General features: G+C 53.1%; 23 protein-coding genes. 13 read left to right on the forward strand and 10 right to left on the reverse strand.

Annotation, left to right across the window (positions count from 1 at the left end):
• Positions 1 to 5 precede the first annotated feature (5 nt).
• From WKJ04_RS06310 to WKJ04_RS06320, 3 genes are read right to left on the reverse strand one after another with little or no spacing between them, the layout of a single operon-like run.
• The gene (locus tag WKJ04_RS06310; protein WP_337879637.1) at positions 6 to 1,394 is read right to left on the reverse strand and encodes a TolC family protein; all 1,389 of its coding nucleotides are present in this window, start codon (positions 1,392 to 1,394) and stop codon (positions 6 to 8) included.
• On the reverse strand, positions 1,372 to 1,794 hold the full coding sequence (locus WKJ04_RS06315; RefSeq protein ID WP_337879638.1) for a hypothetical protein: 423 nt from the start codon (positions 1,792 to 1,794) through the stop codon (positions 1,372 to 1,374). Before WKJ04_RS06315 ends, WKJ04_RS06310 begins: the two co-directional genes overlap by 23 nt.
• Before the next feature lie 58 nt (positions 1,795 to 1,852).
• The gene (locus WKJ04_RS06320) at positions 1,853 to 2,233 is read right to left on the reverse strand and encodes a hypothetical protein (RefSeq protein ID WP_337879639.1); all 381 of its coding nucleotides are present in this window, start codon (positions 2,231 to 2,233) and stop codon (positions 1,853 to 1,855) included.
• 132 nt (positions 2,234 to 2,365) lie between these two features.
• Here WKJ04_RS06320 and WKJ04_RS06325 point away from each other — a divergent pair, with 132 nt between their 5' ends.
• Complete coding sequence (locus WKJ04_RS06325) at positions 2,366 to 2,713, forward strand: DUF3703 domain-containing protein (protein WP_337879640.1); 348 nt, start codon at positions 2,366 to 2,368, stop codon at positions 2,711 to 2,713.
• On the opposite strand, the gene WKJ04_RS06330 is transcribed toward WKJ04_RS06325, so the two are convergent.
• The gene (locus WKJ04_RS06330; RefSeq protein ID WP_337879641.1) at positions 2,710 to 3,021 is read right to left on the reverse strand and encodes a DUF4144 family protein; all 312 of its coding nucleotides are present in this window, start codon (positions 3,019 to 3,021) and stop codon (positions 2,710 to 2,712) included. The genes WKJ04_RS06325 and WKJ04_RS06330 overlap by 4 nt on opposite strands.
• Before the next feature lie 277 nt (positions 3,022 to 3,298).
• On the opposite strand from WKJ04_RS06330, the gene nhaR reads away from it, so the two are divergent.
• Positions 3,299 to 4,195 carry a transcriptional activator NhaR gene (gene nhaR, locus WKJ04_RS06335; RefSeq protein ID WP_337879642.1) on the forward strand — a complete coding sequence of 299 codons (897 nt, stop codon included), beginning with the start codon at positions 3,299 to 3,301 and terminating at the stop codon, positions 4,193 to 4,195.
• On the opposite strand, the gene WKJ04_RS06340 is transcribed toward nhaR, so the two are convergent.
• The gene (locus tag WKJ04_RS06340) at positions 4,192 to 5,409 is read right to left on the reverse strand and encodes a methyl-accepting chemotaxis protein (protein ID WP_337879643.1); all 1,218 of its coding nucleotides are present in this window, start codon (positions 5,407 to 5,409) and stop codon (positions 4,192 to 4,194) included. The two genes, nhaR and WKJ04_RS06340, sit on opposite strands and share 4 nt — an antisense overlap.
• 160 nt (positions 5,410 to 5,569) lie before the next feature.
• Here WKJ04_RS06340 and WKJ04_RS06345 point away from each other — a divergent pair, with 160 nt between their 5' ends.
• From WKJ04_RS06345 to WKJ04_RS06360, 4 genes are all read left to right on the forward strand, one after another.
• Complete coding sequence (locus WKJ04_RS06345; protein ID WP_337879644.1) at positions 5,570 to 5,797, forward strand: ParD-like family protein; 228 nt, start codon at positions 5,570 to 5,572, stop codon at positions 5,795 to 5,797.
• A complete protein-coding gene (gene map / locus WKJ04_RS06350) occupies positions 5,769 to 6,560 on the forward strand; it encodes a type I methionyl aminopeptidase (RefSeq protein WP_337879645.1) in 792 nt (263 codons plus the stop codon). Before WKJ04_RS06345 ends, map begins: the two co-directional genes overlap by 29 nt.
• Positions 6,557 to 7,381 carry an SDR family oxidoreductase gene (locus WKJ04_RS06355; RefSeq protein ID WP_337879646.1) on the forward strand — a complete coding sequence of 275 codons (825 nt, stop codon included), beginning with the start codon at positions 6,557 to 6,559 and terminating at the stop codon, positions 7,379 to 7,381. The genes map and WKJ04_RS06355 overlap by 4 nt, the downstream gene beginning before the upstream one ends.
• A gap of 137 nt (positions 7,382 to 7,518) precedes the next feature.
• The gene (locus WKJ04_RS06360; protein ID WP_337879647.1) at positions 7,519 to 7,710 is read left to right on the forward strand and encodes a hypothetical protein; all 192 of its coding nucleotides are present in this window, start codon (positions 7,519 to 7,521) and stop codon (positions 7,708 to 7,710) included.
• Between the two features lie 45 nt (positions 7,711 to 7,755).
• Here WKJ04_RS06360 and WKJ04_RS06365 read toward each other — a convergent pair whose 3' ends face one another.
• The 4 genes from WKJ04_RS06365 to WKJ04_RS06380 form a co-directional block, all read right to left on the reverse strand.
• Complete coding sequence (locus WKJ04_RS06365; RefSeq protein WP_337879648.1) at positions 7,756 to 8,826, reverse strand: calcium/sodium antiporter; 1,071 nt, start codon at positions 8,824 to 8,826, stop codon at positions 7,756 to 7,758.
• Between the two features lie 116 nt (positions 8,827 to 8,942).
• The gene (locus WKJ04_RS06370) at positions 8,943 to 10,289 is read right to left on the reverse strand and encodes a DUF4397 domain-containing protein (RefSeq protein WP_337879649.1); all 1,347 of its coding nucleotides are present in this window, start codon (positions 10,287 to 10,289) and stop codon (positions 8,943 to 8,945) included.
• A gap of 111 nt (positions 10,290 to 10,400) precedes the next feature.
• Positions 10,401 to 12,221 carry an ABC transporter ATP-binding protein/permease gene (locus WKJ04_RS06375; protein WP_337879705.1) on the reverse strand — a complete coding sequence of 607 codons (1,821 nt, stop codon included), beginning with the start codon at positions 12,219 to 12,221 and terminating at the stop codon, positions 10,401 to 10,403.
• A gap of 44 nt (positions 12,222 to 12,265) precedes the next feature.
• Positions 12,266 to 12,547, reverse strand: coding sequence for a pyrimidine/purine nucleoside phosphorylase (locus WKJ04_RS06380; protein ID WP_337879650.1), 282 nt, complete (start codon positions 12,545 to 12,547; stop codon positions 12,266 to 12,268).
• Positions 12,548 to 12,750: 203 nt separating this feature from the next.
• Here WKJ04_RS06380 and WKJ04_RS06385 point away from each other — a divergent pair, with 203 nt between their 5' ends.
• The 4 genes from WKJ04_RS06385 (at position 12,751) to WKJ04_RS06400 (ending at position 18,224) form a co-directional block, all read left to right on the forward strand.
• Positions 12,751 to 13,440 (forward strand): TorF family putative porin, encoded by a 690-nt coding sequence (locus WKJ04_RS06385; protein WP_337879651.1) that lies wholly within the window; start codon positions 12,751 to 12,753, stop codon positions 13,438 to 13,440.
• Positions 13,441 to 13,456: 16 nt separating this feature from the next.
• Positions 13,457 to 15,574 (forward strand): methyl-accepting chemotaxis protein, encoded by a 2,118-nt coding sequence (locus WKJ04_RS06390; RefSeq protein WP_337879652.1) that lies wholly within the window; start codon positions 13,457 to 13,459, stop codon positions 15,572 to 15,574.
• Positions 15,575 to 15,665: 91 nt separating this feature from the next.
• Positions 15,666 to 16,301 carry a hypothetical protein gene (locus WKJ04_RS06395; RefSeq protein WP_337879653.1) on the forward strand — a complete coding sequence of 212 codons (636 nt, stop codon included), beginning with the start codon at positions 15,666 to 15,668 and terminating at the stop codon, positions 16,299 to 16,301.
• Between the two features lie 282 nt (positions 16,302 to 16,583).
• Positions 16,584 to 18,224 (forward strand): methyl-accepting chemotaxis protein, encoded by a 1,641-nt coding sequence (locus WKJ04_RS06400; protein ID WP_337879654.1) that lies wholly within the window; start codon positions 16,584 to 16,586, stop codon positions 18,222 to 18,224.
• 37 nt (positions 18,225 to 18,261) lie between these two features.
• Here WKJ04_RS06400 and WKJ04_RS06405 read toward each other — a convergent pair whose 3' ends face one another.
• On the reverse strand, positions 18,262 to 20,169 hold the full coding sequence (locus tag WKJ04_RS06405) for an alpha-amylase family glycosyl hydrolase (RefSeq protein ID WP_337879655.1): 1,908 nt from the start codon (positions 20,167 to 20,169) through the stop codon (positions 18,262 to 18,264).
• 158 nt (positions 20,170 to 20,327) lie between these two features.
• On the opposite strand from WKJ04_RS06405, the gene WKJ04_RS06410 reads away from it, so the two are divergent.
• The 3 genes from WKJ04_RS06410 to WKJ04_RS06420 all read left to right on the forward strand — a co-directional run bounded on the left by WKJ04_RS06410 (position 20,328) and on the right by WKJ04_RS06420 (position 24,441).
• On the forward strand, positions 20,328 to 20,915 hold the full coding sequence (locus WKJ04_RS06410) for a hypothetical protein (protein WP_337879656.1): 588 nt from the start codon (positions 20,328 to 20,330) through the stop codon (positions 20,913 to 20,915).
• A 138-nt stretch (positions 20,916 to 21,053) separates the two neighbouring features.
• Positions 21,054 to 22,745: a M28 family metallopeptidase gene (locus WKJ04_RS06415; protein ID WP_337879657.1), complete on the forward strand. Its 1,692-nt coding sequence runs from the start codon at positions 21,054 to 21,056 to the stop codon at positions 22,743 to 22,745.
• A 73-nt stretch (positions 22,746 to 22,818) separates the two neighbouring features.
• On the forward strand, positions 22,819 to 24,441 hold the full coding sequence (locus tag WKJ04_RS06420) for a M28 family metallopeptidase (protein ID WP_337879658.1): 1,623 nt from the start codon (positions 22,819 to 22,821) through the stop codon (positions 24,439 to 24,441).
• The last annotated feature ends 86 nt before the right edge of the window (positions 24,442 to 24,527 follow it).

Consider the following 24,527-nt stretch of genomic DNA (forward strand, 5'->3'; position numbering starts at 1 on the left):
TTCTCCTAATGGCCGGCTGGTGCAGCGGCACTGGCTTCGGGTTGGGCAGAACTGACAGGCGCAGCAGCACCCCACAAGGAGTGCTCATAACGGATGCGGGCCTGATGGTAACTGTTCAGTGCCTGCATGGCCCCAGTGATCGTCGCCACTTGGGCCTGAGTGTCGGCGATCAGTTCAAATACCCCAATCAGCATGCCGTTGTAACGCAGCAGATTCTCCTGGTTGATCCGCTTTGCCAGCGGCACCAGTTGTTGCTGGTAGTGGCGGGCAATGTCGTATTGCTGCGCCAGCATGGCCTGGTTCAGCCGTACTTCCGAGCGGGCATTGACCGCCTTGGCCTGGGCCAGGTAAAACTGTTGCTGCAGCCCGGCTTGCGCCTGACTGAGCCGGGCGTTGTGATGGTCAAATAACGGCAGTTCAAAACCCAGTGTCAGGCTGCGGCTTTCACTGTGCTGGGCTGAACCTGCCAGTTCAGCATCCAGTCCGCGCAAAAAGCGGCTGCTTTGGGTGAGTTGCAATTGCTTGGCTTTGGCAGCCAGTGCTACGCGGGCCTGCTGCAAATCAAGACGCTGGCTGACGGCCTGTCGCTCGGCATCGGGGTCTGCAGCAAACGCATCCGGCAGGTCCGGCAATTGCTGTGGTAACTGCACCGCCAGGTCAGAGCCCCATAAGCCCAACTGACGGTACAGGGCTTCCCGGCTTTGCATGTGGCGCTGCTGCGCCTGTGCCAGTTGCAGCTTCACTTCGGCGGCGTATTTTTGTGCCCGGGCTTGCTGCAGTGCACTGTAGTTGCCGACCTGATACATCCGGCTGGCCAGTTCGGCTGAGGCATCAATGGCCTCCTGCACCTGCTGCAGATAAGTCAGTTGTTGCTGTGCAGTCACAGCTTCCGCCAGTGCCAAACGGCTTTGAGCCACCAGCGCCAGCAGCTGTTCCGCCAGTTGGTACTGTTGTTGGTTGGCCTGCTGCTGCGCTATCGCCAGGTTTTTATGGCGAAATAACAGACCAAAAAGATCAAAACCAAACTCCAGTTCGGTTTCATAGCCGTCGTTGCTACGACTGCGGCTGATACTCAAGCCTGGGTTGGGTAACAGACCGGCCTGTTGCAGCTGCGCTTTGCTGATATTCAGACCAGCCAGGGCCGCCAGGAAATCCGGATTATTCAGCACTGCAACTTGCGCCACGCTTTGAAAACTTAGCGGCTGTTGCAATAAGTTTTTCACGGCGGCGCTGGTGTCGCTGCTTAGGTCAGTTGGCAGCTCAGGCAGTTGCAGTTGCTCTCTGTTGGCTTGCTGTTCGACCTGTTGCTCCAGTTCCAGTACCGGGCTGGCACAACCAGCCAGCACAGCCGCAGTGCAAAGCAGTAGCGTGTTAGTGATGGTTGGAATGCGCATTGTCAGTTTCCTTCGGCTCTGATGCTTTCGATGGATGCCTGGAATGGTCCATGCCCGGATGTTTCGAGTGGTCCATTTGATGCCTGGAATGGTTCATGCCAGGATGTTTCGAGTGGTCCATTTGATGCCTGGAATGGTCCATGCCCGGATGCTGACTATGATCAGCGCCGGACCCGGCCATAGTGTGTTGCCTGACTCCAGCGCGCTGAACCTGCTGGTTCGCGTCAAGCCAACTCAATGGCTGTGGCTTTTCGTAGGGGCGACTCTGTAGCACGGACTGTAGTTGCTGCGGGGGTGAACTACGGTCAGCGTCCATAGCGTCGGGTACAGTGGCGCCAGCATAAGCAACAGGCCCTGGCAATGCGAGGGCAAACGCCGCGATCAACGATCGTTTGTTCATGATGTCTCCTGAAATTGTTGTAACCAGCAGGGCGCTGGCGATAAGTCATGCAACAAGATCAGACGATAGGAGGGCGGTACCTGGTTGGTGGGAAATAAGACAGGGTGCCGGCATCCTCATGAATAACCAGAGTTTCGGCAGGCGAGTTTAATTCAGTCAAATCAAGCAAAGGCAATACCGCAGCACTGTGGCAGCCCGCGGCGCACAGTGGGCAATCGGATTGATGATCGCCCGCTGTTGGCGCTGGTTCAGAGGGGACCGCATGCATCTGATGACCCGCATGGCCCTGGTGCACTGCATGCGCTTCGGTCGACAGCGGCTTTGTTAGCGGCTGATGGTGACTCCCTGACTGGCAACACCACATAGCCGCAGTCGCCATGTTGCTGAACAACATGGCGATAATCAGCCAAGGTGCAAAAAGCCGGAGCCTGGAATGCATAATCACCACCACAAGTAGTCGGGCGTGCAGACTAAACCAGAACCTCTGTTGCCGCAAGAGCAGAAGAGCCGACTTGACCTGGTCACCTGGTAAGGTCAATGTACAGGCAGATAGCAAAGGCAGGAGAAAAAGATGCCACAGCAGTTTGAACAGTATCTGACAATGGCCAGACAAGCTGAGCAGGCACAGCAATGGGAAGATGCCTGGCGTTATCTGGAATATGCGCATATCTGCGGGCAAAACCAGTTTTGGCTGCATTGGCAAAGCCACCGACTGATGTTGGGTCTGGCCTGGCGAACCCGCAATACGAAAGAATACCGGGCGCAGCTGCTGCGGTTAGCGCTGACTCCTTTGGGGCATCTGCTGAACCTATTGCCTGAAGGCAATCCTGGCACCAGCCGGGTCAGCGCTTTTAAACCTCAACCACTGCCGGCAGAGCTGCAGCAAACAGGGCAAAGCCAGACCTCTTCGACGGATTAGTGCCGGTCAGCAGCAGGGCGCAGTAATGCCATCAGCTCTGCGATACTTCCCGCCTGAATTTTCACCACACAGCTGTGTGACTGACTAAAAAAATGTGCCTGAATAAGTGCGGTCAGCTCGTCCATACTCAGTTGGCCTGACCTGGTGTTGGGGTCATGCAAGGCATAAGTGAACCCTGCGCAGTCAATCCATCTGTCTTCTGGCAGCACGGGCCCCGTCTGGCGCAACAACAGATGCAGCTGTTCTGGTGATTCCGCCAGCTCAAGTTCATGGTCGCCGGATAATTGAAGTAACACAGGGAATTGCATCGGGTTCGCGCCGCAGTGGAGGTTCATGCTGGCAGCATAACGAAAAATCCAAAAAAAAGCCTCCGGCAAGCCGGAGGCGAAGTAGGCGCGGATGAGCCTAGGGTAGAAACGTAGTGCAGGTTAAAAACAGCACCGCTGTCGCTCAGACGGTGCCGAAGGGTTGGGAACCAAAAAGTTCATTCACCTGATAGCTGACAGTTATACGGACTTTACTTTGTTAGGTAAATTCGAATATAACTTCATTATTAATCGTTAATAACTGATGAACTAAGTCCAGATGACCCCAGTCAATTACAACCAGCTGTATTATTTTTATCTGGTCGCGGAACACGGCAGTATCGCCAGAACCAGCGAACTGCTGCATATCACCCCGCAAACCATCAGCGGGCAAATCAGTCAGTTGGAGCACACCATAGGCACAGCGTTATTTCAGCGCCAGGGCAAACGGCTGGTCTTGACGGAGCTTGGCTCTGTAGTGCAGGGGTATGCGGCCGATATTTTTCAGCTTGGCGACGAGCTGAAAGCCGTATTAACCCGTCAGCACAGCAGCTGGCAAAGCTTCAGTGTCGGTATCACCGACGTATTACCCAAGGCGTTGGTGTACGAGATGCTCAAACCTGTGTTGCAGCTGCCCGTCAAACTGGTATGCCGCGAAGGGGAGCTGGACACCTTGTTGTCGGAGCTTGCGATCAACAAACTGGATATGGTGCTGTCGGATCAGCCTATTCAGACCGGCAGCCATGTCAAAGCCTACAGTCATTTGGTGACCGAGTCGGTCATGGCGGTTTTTGCTGCTGAAAATCTGGCGCCGGCCCTGATTCGTGGTTTTCCGCGCTCATTACATAACCAGCCGTTTTTATTGCAGGGTAAAAAATCCATTATTCGCCAGCAACTGATTGGCTGGTTTAACCAGCTGGATATTCAGCCGGAAGTGGTGGCGGAGTTTGATGACAGCGCGCTGATGCAGGCGTTTGCCCAGCAGGGGCTGGGGGCTTTTGCTGCTCCTGTGTTGCTGGAGCCTCAGCTCAGGGCTAATTATGGTTTGAGGAAAGTGGGCGAAATTGAACGGGTGACCGAGCGTTTTTACGCCATCTCGCCGGAACGTAAACTGAGCCACCCCGCCGTGCTGCAGTTGGTAAAAGCACTGCAGCAGCCGAAGGGGGAACGCTGCTAACCCTGACGAGCAAAAGGTTGCAGCTGGCGCTGCGTGGCTTCAGTGCCCGACAACAGCCGGGCTGTGGCCTGATCAATGGAGGCCATCTGCTGGTAGGCCTGGTTGGTTCCCTGCTCAATCTCCGTCAAATGCCGGTGATTCTGTTGTGAGCTTTGCGCCAGTTGCTGCACATGCTGCTGGATCTGGTTCAGTTGCTGCTGTGCGGCCTGCAGCTGTTGCTCCAGTGCGCCAAAATCCTGGCTGGTCAGTTGAATTTGTTGTTGGGCGGCGCCAGCCTGTTGCTGCAGTTGCTCAGACTCGGCTTTGGTGTCTCTGACCAGGCTGTCCATCTCATTCAGAAAACCTGCGATTTGGCCAGTGGCTGTATTCACTTTGGCCGCCAGGGTACGGACTTCATCCGCCACCACCGCAAAGCCACGCCCCGCTTCACCTGCCCGTGCCGCTTCTATGGCTGCATTCAGTGCGAGCAGGTTGGTTTGATCGGAGAAGTTTTCCACCATCAGCAGAATTTGCCGCACATTTTCGGCATTTTTCTGCAACCCAGTCACAGTAGTGCCAAAGTTAGACAGCAGTTGTTCTATCTTGTGCAGTTCGGTGGTCAGTTGCTTCAGCTGCAGGCTGGCACTGCGGGCATTCTGCACTGAACTGCCTGCAACCTGCGTCACCTGATCGTTGCTTTGCACAATATCAGCCAGTCGCTGTAAGGCATTGTCACTCTGCTCGCGGATTTGCTGGCTGTTCTGCTCGGCTCCCTGCAGCTCGGCTCTGGTGCTGTGCACGGCTTTGGCGACCTGCTGGTTCACCTCACAGTTTTCGCTGGCTTGCTGATGAATACCGCGAAGCAGCTCAGAGAGCTGGCCAACAAACAGATTGTATTGCTCAGACAAAGTGCGGAATTCGTCAAAGGTAAAGGCGGGCAGTCGGGTCTTCAGGTCGCTGCCAGCCTGATTGGCCTGTTCTAACGCACTGACCAGGGCTTTGACCGGACGGACTATCAGATACACCAGATAGCCAATAGTAAATAAAAATGCCCCGGAGCCAATCAGCAGCAAGGCCCACCAATGCAGAGTCGGACTGCCTTCCTCAGGGTAGGCCACATAGAGACTGAGCCAGAAAATCAGCGTCAGAAAACCTATATTGCCGACAATCTTTAAGGTCAGGTTATAGAAGAACTGCCGTTCAACGGCCTGATAGATGTGTTGAAATAATGCCATTGCCAAAATCCATGCAGAGGATACCAGCGTTTATCATTGCAGTTTTCTCACGCCGTTATCTTGTTATAAATCAAACCAGCTAATTTTGTACCTTGTTCCGGCTGGCTTGTCAGCTGTTGTTTTTATATGATGTATATATGAAACGTATATTGGGGTGGCAATGGGAATTGTAAAAATAGCGGATGACTTGCATCAGGACCTGCGTGAAGCCAGTAAAGCCATGGCCCGTTCAGTGAATGCACAGGCGGAATACTGGATCCGCTTAGGGATGCTGGCCGAGCTTTATCCGCAGCTGACCTGCCATGAATTGCAGCGTCTGCTGCTTAAACGTAAATCAGCCTCTTTGCAGGAGTTATTGGATGAATTCGATCCCGCTGAAAAGCACTGATCAATTAGCTGCGCAGCGTGAAGCGGGCCGTTTGCTGGCTCAGGTATTTGCCCGACTGGACGAATGGGTGCAGCCTGGCGTCAGTACCATGCAGCTGAATGACTGGGTGGAGCGGTATATTTGTGATGAGCTCAAAGCGCGCCCGGCCAGTAAAGGTCAGTACGATTACCCTTATGTGCTGAACAGTTCTTTGAACGAGGTGGTTTGCCACGGCATGCCGAAAGCCAGTGATATTCTGCGTGACGGTGACATTTTGAATCTGGACATTACGCTGGAAAAACATGGCTTGATTGCCGATTCCAGCAAAATGTACCTGCTGGGCCAGGTCAATCCGGCGGCCAGACGGCTGGTTGAGGTGACTTATCAGGCGCTATGGCAGGGGATTGCTCAGGTAAAACCCGGCAACAGGCTGGGGGATATCGCTGCCGCAGTGCAGCGTCATGCTGAGCAGGCTGGTTATTCAGTGGTCCGGGAGTTTTGCGGCCACGGGGTAGGGGTGCAGATGCATGAAGAACCTCAGGTACTGCACTATGGGCAGGCTGGTCGTGGCCTGTTGTTACAGCCTGGTATGGTATTTACCATTGAGCCGATGATTAATCAGGGCGATCGACGGGTAAAAACGAAAAGTGATGGCTGGACAGTGGTGACGAAAGATAAAAAGTTGTCCGCGCAGTGGGAACATACGGTTGCTGTGACTGAACATGGGGTTGAGGTGCTGACCTTAAGAACAGAAGAACAATCTATGTTGGAGGTGTTGCCATGAAGTCAGGAAAGACCATGCTGATCACCGGCTGTTCCGGCGGGCTTGGCAAAGCGCTGGCACTGGCCGCTTCAGCGGCTGGTTATCAGGTGATTGCCACGGCAAGAAAGCCACAGGATCTGGCTGTGCTGCAGGCTTTGGGGCTGGACGTGCTGGCGCTGGATGTGTGCAGTTCAGCCTCTGTTGCTGCTGCTGTACAGCAGTTAAAAGAGCAGGGCATGGGTCTGGATATACTGGTCAACAATGCAGGTTTTGGGGCCATAGGTGCTGTGCTGGATGCTTCACCTGAACAAATGCGGCGTCAGTTTGATACCAATGTATTTGCGGTGGCCGAACTGACCCAGGCCTGTTTACCTCTGCTGATGCAACAGCAGGGGCTGGTGGTCAATATTGGTTCAGTGTCAGCCCGGTTAACCACACCTTTTGCGGGTTGGTACTGCGCGTCCAAAGCGGCTTTGCATTGCATCTCCGACGCCATGCGTATGGAACTGGCTCCATTGGGCGTCAGGGTGCTGACGGTGCAGGCCGGGGCTATTGCGACGGGCTTTGCTGACAATGCGCAGGCTGGTGTTGTTGCCAGCCTGACAGAGCAGTCCTTATGGTGGCGGTTTCGTCAGGGGATTGAACAAAGGGCCAATGCCAGTCAGCAGCATCCTACTTCTGCAGAGAAATTGTCACAGCAACTGCTCAGTGAAATTGCCAAACCCGGTTGTACCGGTCTGGTGCGTTTAGGCAATGGTGCTGTGCTGCTTGCCCTGTTGCAGGCTCTTATGCCACGGACGATACTGGATAAGGTGCTGCAAAAGAAATTTGCTCTCAGGTAGCCAGAAGCTAAGTGACTGTGCGGAAATAGGAATTTAATTAAGAGCAGATTTAAGTCGGCAGTTCGACGAAAAATGCTTGCCAACTGGTTAATATTTCACCACCATGACGTTCCCGTTACCGTCCAGGGAGCTGAGCCATGACATCTGAATTTATGCGTAAAGTGCATCTGAAAACTGCGCAACAATACAAAGAGCAGGGCCATAGCATGCAGTTTGTGCTGGCGCATTTTCAAAAAGTGGGTATTCCTGAAGATGAAATTCCAGAGTTATTGCCTCTGGTAGGTTTTACTGACGAGACCGATCCAAAGGCTCTCAGTCACATTGAATAAAAAAAGCCCGTCCTATGACGGGCTTTTTGCTGCTCCGTCGCCTGTTTAACTGCTGCGGCTGGCTTTTAATCTGTCACGAATAAAAGCGATGACTACATACAGCAGCACGGCAGGTAATAAGGCGTATACAATGCCTTGTTCCAGTTGGGGCAGATAGGGCTGTTTTAATGCCATCGCCACCAGGTACCAGGTATAAGCGATGTAAAGCAGCATAAATAACAGGCCTTCAATGCGGTTGACCATAGAGCCGATAAAAAACAGCGGCACACACAAGAGTGCAACACCAACCATCACCGGAATATCCAGCGCCACCATTTGAGCGCCAGCCAGCAAAGGTGTGGGCGACACCAGGCCTGACAAGCCTAAGACACAGAGAATATTAAAGATATTGCTGCCGACCACATTGCCAACCGCAATGTCCCGTTCACCGCGAATAGTGGCGATAATGGAGGTCACCACTTCAGGTAAGGAGGTGCCAGCGGCTACTATGGTCAGGCCAATGACTGCTTCGTTGACACCAAAGGCACGTGCTATCTCCACAGCACTTTCCACCAGCCAACGTGCACCCAGCACCAGCAGTGCCAGACCCACCACTACCAAAAGCAGATTTTGCCAGGCTGGGACCGGCGTTTTCAGCAACGCCTCCACTTCTTCATCGGCTGTATCCGCGCCTTTGGCTTTGCCTTGCTGAAATAAAAACCAGGTGTAAGCCAGGAGTCCGGCGAACAACAGACCAGCTTCCAGCCGGCTGATTTCACCATTCAGCGTCATCAGCAGCGCAACCACAGACACCAGCACCATAATAGGCACGTCCTGACGGATCAGCTGGCGCGAGATAATCAGTGGCGAAATCATCGCTGCAGCACCCAAAATAAATAAAACGTTAAAAATATTGCTGCCGACTGCATTGGCAATAGCCAGCTCGGCTTGCCCAGACCAGGCCGATTTGACACTGACAGCGAGCTCCGGCGCACTGGTGCCGAAGGCCACCACTGTTAAACCTATTACCAACGCTGGAATACCAAAAGAACCGGCCAGCCGGGCCGCGCCTTTCACCAGTAAATCAGCCCCAAGCACCAGCAGAACCAAACCCACTCCAAGCATTAACCAGGTCATAGCCACCTCATCAAAAAGAAAATTCTGGCTAATTTAGAGTAAAAACAATGTGCTGGAAAGGGGCTCTAAACACAAAGGCCCGGTGGGTCCCGGGCCTTACAAGCACAATGTCTGGCTTAGTGCTGCAACACGACTTTATAGCCGGTTTCGGTGTCGGGGTCTTTTTCTGCAACCAGCAGGTAAGAGGCTCCCGCTTCCAGAGTGACGGGGTCGGTCTGATCCAGCAGGGTTTTATTGTTGTTGCTGTCGCGACGTACCAGTAATACGGAATAGGTATTGGCGGGTAACGTCATGCTGACCGCCGTCGCATCATTCAGTGAGGTGATGTAATGTGAGGTGGTTTCCATGGTTTTGTCCGGTGCGACAAAATACAGACTGACATTGTCAAAGTCCGGGATCACGTTCACCACATTAAAGATGAAATCATAAATTTGTGGGGTCTGGCTGTCTGTTACTGTCAGGGATGTTGCATTCCCGCTGGCATCCCGGTAATACACCAGAGTTTTGCTTTGGCCCTGATTCAGCGTCATTAAGCCATTGGGGATCAGGCTGCCATCTGCTGCTTTCAGGCTGGCGCGGTAATCCCCGTGCGGCAACTGCAGGTAGCTGGTCAATGTATCTGGCGTCAGGCCTGTCATGACAGGCGTCGAGCTGGTACTGCCCAGGTAAACATTGGCGTTGCTGAAATCGTTCAGGCTGTTGTAAACACGGAACTGAGCATTGGCATTCACATCTTCCAGCGGGTATACGGTGGTGGTGTTGCCGATCAAATCCAGCGCAATTTTTTCTTTCAGCGGACCTGCATTATCCCGCAGAGCCAGCACATAATCTGTCTCGTAACTGAAGGCATACACCGGGCTTTGCAGTAACAGGTTACGGGTACCGGCGTCGGTGACATACAGAATATAACTGCCTAAATCATAGGTCGTGACTTCGGTGTGGGCATACTGAGCGGCGGTTCCCACCAGCGTTGCATCGTCGAAGTCTTCGGTTGATTTACTCAGGTACAGGTCAACATTTTTGCTGGTGCCAAGCAAATTCACGAAGTAAATATTAAATTGCTCGTCCAGTTCATCGTCCCGCTCGAAACTCAGGTTCAGCAGTTGTGGGCTGCTGTAATCACCCGCCATCATCAGAATGGTCTTCTGGCTTTTTTGGGTGGTGACACTGTCTTCCAGGACGGTAATTTCATCACCGTTATCGTCGTAATAACTCAGGGCGACGTCATAAGTGGCTGCATCCAGGGTGGCGACTGAACTGGCATCGCCAAAGTAAGCGGAGCCCAGGCTGCTTTCCACATCGTCACTGTCGGTCAGGGTGACTGTGGTTGTGGCGCTGTTGTAAGAGGCATTGTAAAACTGCAGGTAAGAGCTGGGGTAAGTATCATTGCCTTCAGATGAGCCGCTGCCGCCACAGGCAGTCAACAACAATGAGGCCGACAGACACAAGACAACACGTAACATGGATTCTGTTTCCTTTGAGGTTAAATTCCGCCATCAGAACAGAAAACATCGCCTGGGTTCAGGCCTTTAACTGGCTTTTACCCAGGTTTACATAACTAAACAGTGGTCATCTTAACTTTGCGGTTTTTCGTCAGGTTCTCTTTGTTGGTCTGCCTGCTGCATACGCCAGAGCCGGGCATACAGGCCCTGTTGTTGCAGCAGTTGCTGGTGTGTGCCCTGTTCGGCAACCCGGCCCTGATCCAGCACCAGGATCTGGTCTGCGTCGGTAATAGTTGACAGCCGGTGGGCGATCACCAGGGTGCTGTGGTTACGGGCCAGCTGTTTCAGCGCCTGCAGTACGGCAGTTTCCACACCGGAGTCCAGCGCAGAAGTGGCCTCATCAAAAACCAGGATAGGCGCATTTTTGAGCAAGACCCTGGCGATAGCGATGCGTTGTTTTTCACCGCCTGATACTTTTAAACCCCGCTCCCCCACCAGGCTTTGGTCACCGTCCGGCAACGACAGGATAAAAGGCCGTAACTGGGCGGCATCTATGGCCTGATCAATGTCCTGCTCTGAGGCGTCTGGCCGGCCATAACGAATATTGTCACGGATACTGCTGTTAAACAGCACCGTATCCTGCGGCACTACCGCAATAGCGCGGCGCAGTGAATCCTGGCTGATATCACGGATATCCTGCCCGTCAATGCGGATAGCCCCATGCTGCACATCGTAAAAACGGAACAACAACCTGGCCACTGTACTTTTGCCTGCGCCGGACGTGCCAACTATCGCCAGTTTCTGGCCTGGAGCTATCTCAAAGTGACAGTGCTGCAAAATGGGCCTGTTGTGCTGGTAGGCAAAACTGACATCAGAAAAAGTGACACGGCCCCCGCTCACCTGAAGTTCCGTGGCATCTGGTTTGTCGGTAATGCTGCTGCGCTGGTTCAGCAGACCCAACATATTTTCAAGGTCTGTCAGGGAACGTTTTATTTCGCGATAAACAAAGCCCAAAAAGTTCAGTGGGATAAAGAGTTGCAGCATATAGGCATTGACCATGGCAAAATCGCCCAATGTCAGCTGCCTGGCAACCACATCCCGTGCCGCCAGTCCCATTAACAAGGTGACCGCCAGCGCAATAATCAGCGCCTGGCCACTGTTCAGTGCCAGCAAGGACAAGCGGTTTTTCAGCTTGGCCTGCTCGGCGCGCTGCAGGTGGGTGTCGTAAATGCCTGCTTCGTAGCCTTCGTTATTAAAGTATTTGACGGTTTCATAGTTCAGCAGGCTTTCAACGGCACGGGTGCTGCTGGCGGAATCGGCCTGATTGGCCTCACGGATATACTGGTTGCGCCATTCGGTGACATAAAAGGTAAAGGCGATATAAGCAGCGATAGCCAGCAGGGTGGCGGCCACATACCAAAGGGAAAACAAACCAGCGAAAATGGCCAGCACCAGTACAATTTCCAGCAGGGTCGGCACTATGTTGAACATCAGAAAACGCATCAGGAAACTCATGCCCTGCAGACCACGTTCAATGTCGCGGCTGACTCCGCCGGTCTGGCGGTTCAGGTGGAAACTCAAATCCAGCTGATGCAGATGCCGGAATACGGTCAGACCAATGTTTCGCATCGCATGTTCAGTCACCCGGCTGAACAGCGCGTCACGCAGTTCGGCAAGAAATACGGAACCAAAACGGAGCAGGCCATACCAGAGGATCAGGGCCACAGGGACAGTCATCACTTGTGTCAGGCCCGGGTCCATTGCATCTATCGTCAGTTTCAGCAGGTAAGGCAGGGCCAGTGTAGCCGCTTTGGCAGCGATCAGTGCAGCGATGGCCCACAGCACATGCTGCTTGAAGGCCCATAAGTAGGGCCAGATGTAACGCACGCTTTGACCCAATGAGAACGCCGACGCGGCTTTTGCCGCGTCTGGCCTTTTGCTGATGGTACTCATGCCACGCATTGGAAAACTCCGGCAACCTGGCAGAGCTCAGGCCGTTATTGATAGGTGCAAAGATAAGCTGTGTCTGTACCGACCTTCAGCTGAAACTTCACATTCGCCGGGACCTCGAAACTCTGGCCTTTGTGAAACAGCTGCCAGTCCGGCTGACCTGGCAATAATACCTGCAGAGCGCCGCTAATCACAGTCATCACTTCATGTTGACTGGTGCCAAATTCATAGTCGCCCGGTGCCATCACGCCCACTGTGGCCGGCAGTTGCTCACCCTGAAAAGCAATAGATGTCACCTTGCCGTCAAAATAGCTGTTTACCTTAAACATTGTTGCTCCTGTTGCTGATGAAAGTCTGACCGCAGTAGAGCGGATTTGACGAAAAAAAGGAAGGGATTTCTATAAGTCTGGATGGCTAAAAATGAAGAGGCACACAGAGAGGTACTTTCAGGCAAAGGCTGCTATACCTAAAGAGTACCTGAAGGGATTCAGTTAAGTGATTGATTTGTTCCTTTAAGTTGTCAGGGTATTTTATGAAACAACAAGCCATAACAGTGGCTGCAGCCTGCCTGTTTTGCAGCGCCAGTGCAGCAGCAGAACTGACTTCAACTTTTACCCTTGCTACCAATTACCTGTTTAACGGTGTGACCCTGACCCAGGATGGTCCGGCTGTACAACCCAGTCTGGATTGGAATTCTGGTCAGGGCTGGTATGGTGGCCTTTGGGCATCCAATGTCAGTTTTGACCCCAGGGCCGATATCGAATTTGACGGTACCCTCGGTTACTACCTGGATTTAGGGGCAGACTGGGCGCTGGATTTGGGGGTTGCACAATACAGTTACCATGGCAGCAGTACGGCCAGTGCGTTTAATTACCCGGAAGCTTACATCAAGCTTTCTTATGCCAACACCAAGCTCAGTTATTGGTACGCCAATGATTATTTTGGGGCTGGGGGTGGGCATTACATTCTGATGCTGACGCAGGTATTTCAACTGACCGACGACATCACACTGACGGTATCGGCGGACCGCTCTACATCAACGGATACCACCAAGTTTCTGCGCGATAACGACGGCACCTACCATCATTGGCGGTCTGCCCTGTCGGGGCAGTGGCAGGGCTTAAGCTGGGTTCTGGCTTATGACAACACCGACTTGGAGCTGCCGGATTTGGGTGAGCCAACCTGGTCGTTCGGTTTAGCCAAAACTATCTCCTGGTTCTAATTGGCAGAGGCGCATGATGCAACTGAATTCATTACGTTTTAAGCTGACTTTGGGGGTTGCAGTGTTACTGGCGGTCAGCATTGGGTCTATGGCGGCTCTGGCGTGGTACTCCATGACCAGCAGCAGTGCCTCCGCGGTCGACAAATTGACCGGCTCGATGCGGACTCTGGCTGGGCAAACCTTGACGGAAGCGGCCAAAACGACAGCCCTGAAAACAGCGGCTGTGCTGGATCGCAACTTTGATACCGCCAAAATTTTTGCGGCTATATTGAGTGGATCTGCGCTGGGCAGCGGTCAGCCCCCCTACACCAGAGAACAGGTAAAAGTCATGGCTGGCCAGATTCTGGCGGCCAACAGCGGAATTTCTTCCCTGTATGGCCAGTTTGAAATTAATGGTTATGATGGTGCCGATGCGCAGTTTTCGATAGCGGATGAACACAGTTCACAAAGCGGGACTATGGAAATTTATTGGGTACGTGAGCAAAACGGGTTACGTTTCGTTCAGGTGCCGGACCCGGCTGTAAAATACAAAGACACAAAAAATGAATTTGGTGTGCGGGAAGCTGAGTGGTACTTATGCAGCCGCGACAGCAAGGCACCTTGCCTGATGGAACCTTATTTGTGGGAAATTCAGCCTGGCAACCAGGTGTTACTGACGTCCCTGGTGTATCCGGTGCTGGTGAACAATGAATTTCGAGGTGTGTCAGGGGTCGACCTAAACCTGCCCGTGCTGCAAACCCTGTTACAGGCCCAAGCGGAAAAGTTGTACGGAGGCAAATCCCAACTGTATTTGCTGAGTAAGTTCGGTTTGGTGCTGGCCAGTAACCGATTTCCTGGCCAATTGGGCCAGCCACTGCAGCAGCTGGATGCAAAGCTTGCACAGCACCTGAAAAGCCAACAAAGCGGGGTTAGCAGCTTTGACGGCAATTTGCTGGTGACTTTGCCTATTCAGTTAACCAGCACCAGCTCGGGCTGGTCAGTCGTGGTCGTGGTTCCTGAACAGGTGGCTTTGGCCATTGCCGCTCAGCTGGCACAACAACTGAATGAAGATTCCACCCGAACCACCAGTTCGATGTTGCTGTTTGGCGTGTTGCTTTTGCTGATGTTTGTGCTGCTTATGGCGCTTGGTCTGAAAACTGCCACTGCACCCATGGTGCAGATGAGCCTCCTGATGAAAGATCTGGCTGGCTCGGAAGGGGACTTAACCCGCCAGTTGCATCCAAGCCAGCATCAGGAGCTGAACGATATGGCGCAGGGATTTAATCTCTTTACCGCAAAATTGCGCGGCATGATCAGCAACCTGAAACAATCCTCAGCGCGAATGCAGCAACAATCGGTGCTGATGCTGGACACATCCGATCAGACCCGACGCGCCGTATCTGTGCAGGCCAGCGAAGTACAAAATGTCGCGTCAGCCATGCACCAAATGACGGCTACGGCCAATGAAGTGGCAAAGCTGGCAGGTAGCACTGCGCAAGGGGCGCAGGACTCATTAAAGGCACTGACTGCTGCCAATCAGTTATTCCAGAATACGGTGGGCGCTTTTAAAGCTGTGGCTGAGGAATTTGCTCATACCAGCCAGGGCGTGAATGAAGTGGCCAGCAGCAGTCAGAAGATCAACGGTATTATTGATGTGATCCAGGCCATCGCTGAGCAAACCAACTTGCTGGCGCTGAATGCGGCCATTGAAGCGGCACGGGCAGGCGATCAAGGCCGGGGTTTTGCCGTGGTGGCTGATGAAGTGCGTTCTCTGGCGGCCCGCACCCACAGCTCTACCGATGAAATTAAAAACTTGATCCACGAACTGCAGCAACAGGTAGCAACGGCTGTGCAGCAAATTCAGACCAACACCCGCAAAGTCGGCTCCACTTTGCAAGAGGCGGAAAGCTCATATGAGCAATTGTCTCTGGCGACTGCTGGGATCTCTGCCATTGCTGACAATGCTTTCCAGGTTGCGTCTGCGGCAGAACAACAGAATCAGGTCAGCGAAGAAATTAACCGGAATATCACAGCTATTGATGATGCCACCAAATCGCTGGATCAGCAGGTGGAACAAAATCTGCAGATCAGTAAGGAAATCGATCGTATTACCGGCGAAATGGATACGCAGTTATCACAGTTACGTTCGGAGTAGTATGGAGTTGAAGGCTTTGGTTGTCCTGCTGTGCCTGTGCTTCAGCAGCTGCGTTTTAGCAGATAATAAGCGCACATTAAGGCTGGCTAGTTTGGAATGGCCGCCATACACCTCAGCCACTATGACCGATAACGGCGAAACTACCGCCTTATTACGCAGGATTTTTGCCGACTTAGGGTATCAACTGGAAATTGATTTTGTGCCCTGGTCCAGGGCGGTGCGGATGGGCACAGCCGATCATCCTTATGATGGCTATTTTCCTGAGTACCAGGTTCAGGAAGCCGGTCGGCTGCAATCGGACAGCCTGGGCAGCAGCCTGATTGGTTTTGCTTATAAAGCCGACTTGATCTTGCCTGAGATCAATCTGCAGATGTTGCAGCGGCTCAGCCTTGGTGTTGTGCAGGATTACATTAATCAACATCAATTGGATCTCTGGATCCGTCAAGGCTTGCTGAAACCTCAGTATGCACTGTCCGACCAGCAAAACCTGCTGAAACTGGTGAATGGGCGGGTTGAACTGATAGTGATTGACCAGCGGGTGATGGATTATTGGTTGCAGCAAGACAGCAAACTTCATCCTTACCGTGAACAGATCCGGTTCCACAACCAATTCAGTGAGCGAAAAACTTTGCATCTGGTATTGAATGATAACCCAAGGCTCAGGCAACTGATGCATCAGTTGAACTCTGCACTGGGGAATCAGACCCGATCAGATGCAGCCCGTTAATTTGTAACATTTTGTAGACGCTATCAGGCAGATGCAGCAGTTTGAGCGGGCTGATTAGCAGGATTTTTAGTTAGTTTTGCCGGATTTATCTTCATTTTTCCCGAATTTTACTTTGGATACCGCATTCTGTGTCTCTGAATCGCAGTGCGCTGCTGTTTCTGTGGCCGTATTGATTATTCATCCGGCCACGATAGACTTTGAGCGCGTCATGGACGACTGCCAATTTCTAAACTGCAGCGGCCACTTATGTCTCGATTTACCAGCCTCAGAAGGAGTAGAGCTGTGGTTACCCAAAAAATAGGCCTTGCCGGCCGCCTTAGTCTGGCATTTGCGATTCCATTGTCCCTGTTAGTCCTGATAGCCGCTTTAAGCCTCTGGTCCCTGCATTCGATGCAGGCTGGCCTGAGAACTGTGTATCTTGACCGGGTTGTACCGCTGGAGGGCTTAAAGCGTATTGCTGATTTATATGCGGTGTCGGTTATTGATGCCGTCAATAAAGCCAATGCCGGTTTATTCAGTGCAGAAGACGCATTGGAGCAGGTGGAAATGGCGCAGCAGGGCATCAGCTCTGAGTGGCAAGCTTATAGGGCGACGACGCTGACTCCTGAAGAAGCACAACTGGCGCAACAGGCTGAACAGTTATTTGTCGCGGCAGATGCTGATATTCGGCGGCTGGAAGCTTTTTTAAGGCAACAGCCGGGCATTTTAACCGGAAACATGGCTGACTTTGATGGTCCGCTCTATCAAAGCATTGACCCTATCAGCGGCAAAATCACCGAGCTGGTTGATTTGCAGCTGCGCGTTGCTGAACAAGAATTTAAAGGCGCTGAGCGCCTGTACCAACAGGATCTCTGGTTGATTGCTGTGTTCGCTTTGCTGGCCTTTGTTGGCTCCGTGGCGGCGGCTTATGCGGTGGTCCGCCATACCTTGGGGCATCTTGGCGGTGAACCTGAATATGCCGCCATGATAGTGCGCAGGGTGGCCGAAGGGGAGCTGAATTTAACCATTGATCTGAAACGGGCACAGGGCGACAGTCTGCTGCATCACCTGGGGGCTATGGTGCGGCAGCTGCGTATCATCGTCTCAGAGCTGAAGCAAAGCTCCGACGCTTTGGACCAGGCGGCGCATGAGCTGGCGGTCAGCAGTGAACAAAGTACCCAGCAACTGTTGCTGCAGTATCGGGATGTGGATGGGGTCTCTACGGCAATGAATGAAATGAGCAGCAGTGTGGCCGATGTGGCTCAGAATGCGGTGTTGGCTGCCAGTAACTCGGAGCAGGCTGACAGTGGTTTGCGCAATTCCGAGCAGGTGATGCAAAAAGCTCAGAGCGCTGTGGCAGAGCTCTCCTCTCAAATGCAGCACAGCACCGAACTGGTGGGCCAGTTGTCTGAACACAGTGAACAGATTGGCCAGGTGGTCGACGTGATCCGTGGGGTGGCAGAACAAACCAACCTGCTGGCACTGAATGCGGCCATCGAAGCCGCCCGGGCAGGCGAGCAGGGCAGGGGTTTTGCAGTGGTGGCGGATGAGGTCCGTACGCTGGCCAACCGGACTCAGGATTCAACAGCTGCTATTCAACAGATGATCAGCACTTTGTATCAAGGCGTGCAATCGACCGTCAGTGCGATGCAACTGAATCAGCAGCATGCCACAGTCATGCTCAAGCTGGTCAGCGACAGTCAGCAGGCGTTTCAGGGCATCCGGCAGTCGGTGGACCAAATCCATCTGATGAATGAGCAGATCGCCAGCGCCGCAGAACAGCAAAGTCTGGTGTCGGAAGCGATCAACCGCTCTATGATGCAGATTAAAGGCTCGGCAGAACTGACGGCGGCTGCCTCCGAACAGGTCTCCCGAGCCAGTGTTGAATTAAGCCAGATAGCCAACCGACTGACGGGGCATGTCAGTTTCTTTAAACTGGCCTGATCCTGAATAACAAAGCCCGGCTTGAGCCGGGCATCAGTCAGAACCTGTATACAGCTGACCCTAACGCAGGCAACTGCACCGCGAGGCTGGCTTTTCCGTCCTGCACCTTCAGCACAGTGTGTTGGCCGTTGAGCAGGTCAGTCGCCTGATGCTCCCCGGCTTTCAGTTGCCACTGTTGCACCAGTTCTGCTGGCAATTTCAGTTCAAAACTCTGAGTTGCCCCTGCGTCAAAATTGCTGACGACAACCACTTTGTCTTTGCCGTTAAAACGGGTAAAGGCATAGGTTTTGTCGATATAACCCGGTGTGGTTTGATTCAGACTGTGCAGTTCCTGGTACTGGCCTTTGAACACAGCTTCGCGTGCAGATAAATTCAGCACCACACGGTAAAACTCACGCAGCTGTTTTTGCTCTGCACTCAGTTGGCCGCCATCGTATTTGCCGTTGTTCAACCAGGCCTGATGAGCGGGCACACCGGCATAATCAAAGATACTGGTTCGGCTCGGGTCGCCAAAGCCTGAATCCAGAGCCCCGGCTTCACCCACTTCCTGGCCAAAATACAACATGGTCGGTGAGCTGCTGATCAGGGCAGACACCACCATAGCAGGTTTGGCTTTGTTGGCATCCCCGGCAAATTCCGGGCTGGCAATGCGCTGCTCGTCATGGTTCTCGAGGAAATGCAGCATATGCTGTTCGATATCCATCATGCCCTGTTGCACCTTCGCAATACTGTCGGTGCTGCCTTTGCCTTGCATCACCAGTTTCAGGCTGTCGTACATTTCCACTTTGTCGTACAGGTAATCCATTTTGCCCTGATGCAGATAATCACGGTACAACGCCGGGTTGTACACTTCGGCCAGTAAAAAAGCGTCCGGGTTTTTCCGTTTGATGCTGGAGTTTAAAAAGCTCCAGAACTCCACCGGCACCATTTCGGCCATATCAAAACGGAAACCATCCACCCCTTTATCCAGCCAGTAATACGCAATATCGCGGAATTTCAGCCAGGAATTAGGCACAGATTTGCCTTGCCAGAACCTGAAGTGTTCCTGCACAGATTTGCTGGCATAGTCCGCCGGCAAGCGGTCAAAATCGTAACTGCCGTCTGGCCGCACACCGTAGTTAATTTTTACCGTTTCGTACCAGTCATTAAAATCCGGCTGGGCCAGACGGGAGCCATTGCCAGTCCATTTGGCCGGGTTTTCGGCAAATTTGCCGTCAGACAGCGGGTGTGCTTCGCCGCCTAAAGGCTGATAACCGTTCTGAGCGACAGGCACCTGGAACGGCTGGCCCACCACGTAATAAAAGTTATTGTCGCGTTTGTATTCCACGCTGCTGTCATCGGAGGCGCCAAAATCTTGCACGCCGGCCGGTTTGTGCAGCGACTGATAATGCCGCGCCACATGGTTAGGCACTATGTCAATCAGCACTTTCAGGCCATGCTTGTGGGTTCGCTCAATCAGCGCCTGAAACTCGTCCAGCCGTTTGGCCGGGTCGACGGCCAGATCCGGGTTCACACTGTAATAGTCTTTTACCGCATAAGGAGAACCGGCGCGGCCTTTGACAACATCCGGGTCGTCATGGCTGATGCCATAAGCGCTGTAATCGCGGATCAGCGCATGGTGCAACACCCCGGTGTACCAGACATGGCTGACACCCAGTTCTTTAATTCCTTTGAGAGCGGCGTCATTGATGTCATTAAATTTGCCGACGCCGTTTTGTTCCAGAGTGCCCCAGGGCTGATTGGTGCTGTTGCTGTTGCCAAACAGGCGGGTGAAGATCTGGTACACCACGGCTTTACCGGCCGGGGCCGCTGTGGCTGCACTTTGCTGAGGTTCGGTCCCGGCTGGTCGCTGGTTGGTCATCTCGGCTTTACCACAGGATATCAGCATGGCGAGCGCGATGGCGCCGAGGCCAAAGCGGCAAAGGGAAGAGCTTAGGTTGTGCATCGTCGACAGGATCCTTGTGTTTATCTTGGCTTTTTAACCTCATGCTATCACAGCCCCGCGCCTGCGCCGTGCCTGTGCATACGTTTGCAATTGCCGGTTCCATCTTTTTGCCCTTTGTGGTTATAGTGCGGCTGAACTGACACAGGAGTACAGCGCAGATGAAGCACCTACTAACCATAACAGCAATCCTCAGTCTGACCAGCAGCATGCCACTGCAGGCGGAGCCTGCCGCCACACAGCAGCAGTTTTTTACTCAGTTATCCGCGCTTTGTGGCAAAGCTTTTGCTGGCACAGTGGTGGTTGATAATCAGCCCAGTGCCGCCTTTTCCGGCCCCATGCTGATGCACGTGCGGGATTGCAGCGAGACCGAAATTCAAATCCCTTTTGTGGTCGGCGACAACCACTCCCGCACCTGGATTATCAGCAAAACCGGCAGCGGCCTTCGATTAAAGCATCAGCATAAACATCAGGATGGTTCCGACGATGTTTCAACCATGTATGGAGGCGATACCCTCGATGCCGGTTGGGCTCAGGCGCAGAGCTTCCCGGCGGATGCTTATTCAAAAGATTTATTTATCCAGACCCGGACACCGCAATCCGTCGGCAATACCTGGCATCTGTATTTGTACCCGGAAGAACGCTTCAGTTACCGCTTAACCCGTGAAGGCCGTGAATTCAGAGTAGATTTTGACTTAACCCGCCCAGTAGCCCTTCCTGCTCCGGCCTGGGGCTTTGAAAAAAGGTAAATCACCATTAGCCGCCGAAAAGCCGCGATAAGGCCCCTAGTCAGTGGCGGCGGCCTTGGTTTAGGATGTCAGGGCTAGGAATGTCCGCCATTCGAGTGGACAGCACAACAGATAAAACAACAAGAATCGGGAGTGATTATGACATCCTTCACTGGCTGGTCAGCGTCAGCGCTGGCCCTGAGTCTGGCTTTGGCCGGGTGCAGTAAACCTGCAGAGCCGACTCAGACCACCGAAGCCGCAGCACCTGCTGCAGAGACTGCAGCACTGCAGGACACCAATTTTAACCCAGCGTACAAAGACTACCTCAAGACCCTGGCTTCGGATGAATTCCAGGGCCGGATGCCTGCGACACCGGGCGAAGAAAAAACCATTAATTACATCAGCGAACAGTTTAAACGTATTGGTTTAAAAGGCATTAATGGCGACAGCTATCTGCAGCCTGTGTCCCTGGTACGTATTGACCCGAAAGAAGTGTCAGGTCTGAAACTCTCAGGTGACAAGTTCAATGCTGAACTGGCTTACAAAGAACAAATGATGGCCTGGACCACCCGGGTGCAGGAACAGGTGGAAGTGAAAGACAGCGACATGGTGTTTGTCGGTTACGGCATAGTGGCGCCTGAATACAACTGGAATGACTACGAAGGCCTGGATGTCAAAGGCAAAACCGTGGTGATGTTTGTCAACGATCCGGGTTTTGCCACCAAAGACCCTAACCTCTTTACCGGCAATGCCATGACTTACTATGGCCGCTGGACCTACAAGTTTGAAGAAGCGGCCCGCCAGGGCGCGGCGATGGCACTGATCATTCATGAAACTGAACCTGCTTCTTATGGCTGGCAGGTGATTGCGGGTGGCTCGCCGACCAAGTTTGATCTGATTAACCCGAACAAAAACATGGACCGCTCTGTGGTCGAAGGCTGGTTGACCACAGAGTCGGCCCAGCAGCTGTTTGCGTCGATGAACACGGACATTGAAGCCATGCGGCAAAAAGCACTGAGCAAAGACTTTGCCCCTGTGCCCATGAACGTCAAAGCCTCAGTGTCGGTAAAAAGTCATGTCAGTGAGCTGACGTCCAATAATGTGATGGGGTATATCCAGGGTTCAGAAAAACCGGATGAAGTGGTGCTGTATATGGCGCACTGGGACCACCTGGGGGTGGATTTCTCCAACCCGACAGACAAAGTCTTTAACGGTGCCCAGGACAATGCCAGTGGTACCGCCGCCGTGATTGCGATGGCGGAGCATTTTGCCAAACAACCGAAGCCGAAACGTTCAGTGGCCTTTTTGGCGGTGACGGCCGAAGAGCGGGGTTTGTTGGGGTCTGCCTGGTATGCGAAAAACCCGGTGTTCCCGCTGCACAAAACAGTGGCTGGTATCAATATGGACGTGATGAATGTGTATGGTCCGATGAAAGACATGGTGGTGGTTGGTTACAACAATTCGGAACTGGAAAAGACCCTGACCAAATACTCGGAGCAACAGGGCCGTTATGTGGCGCCTGAGCCCAGCCCGGAGCATGGGTCTTTCTACCGCTCAGACCACTTTAACCTGGCCAAAGTGGGTGTGCCTATGCTCTATGCCAAAGGAGGGATCGACAGCTTCCAGCATGGCAAAGAGTGGGGGATGGCTCAGAAAAAAGACTACAACAGCTGCTGTTACCATAAAGTTGGTGATGAGTTCAGCGACAGCTGGGATTTGGGTGGGGCGCAACAGGATATGGCGGTGTTTTACCGGGTGGGTAACGAGATAGCCAATTCTGCCGAATGGCCAAACTGGTACCAGGGCCGGGAGTTCCGCGCTATCCGTGACGCGTCGCTGGCTCAGCACTAAGCAGACCTATCGCTGTCCAGGCAGAGCCCTGGCTCTGCCTGTTTTTGTCTGAATAAAGAAGGGCAATGCACTGATGAAATCTATTCTGCTGACCGCCGTGCTCAGCCTGAGCTGTGCTGTGCACGCCAGTGAGCTGCCACAAACCGATTTTAATGCCAATTTTGCCGGTTATTTTCAGAAGCTGGCGTCGGATGAGCTGCAAGGGCGGGCCCCGGCCACTGAAGGCGAAAAACGCACTATCGCTTATCTTTCTGCTGAGTTTAAACGATTGGGCCTGAAGCCTTTTCAGGGCGATTCGTACCTGCAGCCTGTGCCAGTGGTGCAGATAGACCCTGTGGCAGTGTCCAGCCTGACGTTAACGGGGGACAAAACCGCCGCCAGTCTGGGCTACAAAACCGAGATGATGGCCTGGTCGACCCGGATGGAAACCGACATTGAGGTCAAAGACAGCGAGGTCGTTTTTGCCGGTTACGGTATTGTCGCGCCTGAATACGGCTGGAATGACTACAAAGGCCTGGATGTCAAAGGCAAAACAGTGGTGGTGTTGGTGAATGACCCGGGGTATGCCACCAAAGACCCCAACCTTTTTACCGGCAATGCCATGACCTATTACGGCCGCTGGACTTACAAGTTTGAAGAGGCCGCACGGCAGGGCGCTGCTATGGTGTTGATTGTGCACGAAACCGATGCCGCCAGTTATGGCTGGAATGTGGTGGCTGGCACCAGTCCAATCCGGTTTGAACTGGCGAATCCACACAAAAACAGCCACAAATCCCAGGTGGAAGGCTGGTTGTCGCTGGAGGCGGCTGAACGCTTGTTTAAAGCCAATGGCACCAGTCTGACTGAACTGCGCCAGAAAGCGTTGCAAAAAGACTTTACTGCCATCCCGCTGCAGGCCAAAGCCAGTATTCGCATTAAAAATAATCTGCGTGAAATTAACAGTCACAATGTGATTGGTTATATTCCAGGCCGCAAAAAACCAGATGAGGCGGTGCTTTATATGGCGCATTGGGATCATTTTGGTCTGGATTTCAGCTTAAAAGACGACAAAATCTTTAACGGTGCTCAGGACAATGCCGGTGGTGTGGCGGCGCTGCTGGCACTGGCAGAGAAATACCAGCAAGGCCAGGCCCCGGAGCGTTCCGTGGCCTTTCTGGCGGTGACAGTGGAAGAACGTGGACTGCTCGGTTCCGCCTGGTATGCCGGACATCCGCTGTTCCCACTGAACAAAACTGTGGCCGGTATCAATATGGACGTCATTAACGTTTATGGCCCGATGAACGATGTGATGGTGTTTGGTTATGGCAGCTCGGAGCTTGAGCCTGTGCTGGCCAAATACGCCAAAGCGCAGCAGCGTTACCTGGCGCCAGAACCTACGCCGCAAGATGGTTTTTATTACCGCTCCGACCATTTTAATCTGGCGAAAAAAGGTGTGCCTATGCTCTATGCCCGCGGTGGCGTTGACCACGCAGAGCACGGTAAAGCCTGGGGTTTGCAGCAGCGGGCTGACTATGTGAAAAGCTATTACCACAAAGTGAATGACGAGTTTGATCCGAACTGGGATTTACGGGGTGCCCAGCAGGATCTGTGGTTGTTTTATCAGGTAGGGCAGGAGCTGGCGAATGGCAACAGCTGGCCGAACTGGTACCAGGGCAAAGAATTTAAAGCGGCCCGGGACCAGTCGATGCAAAAATAATGTCTGAAAACTCAGTAAAACCCGGTGTTGCAGCCGGGTTTTTTTATGCAGGTCACTCCTCTTTACGGGCCCTGAAGGGGCGGAGT

The sequence above is a fragment of the Rheinheimera sp. genome (genome assembly GCF_037442345.1).
Lineage (GTDB): Bacteria > Pseudomonadota > Gammaproteobacteria > Enterobacterales > Alteromonadaceae > Pararheinheimera.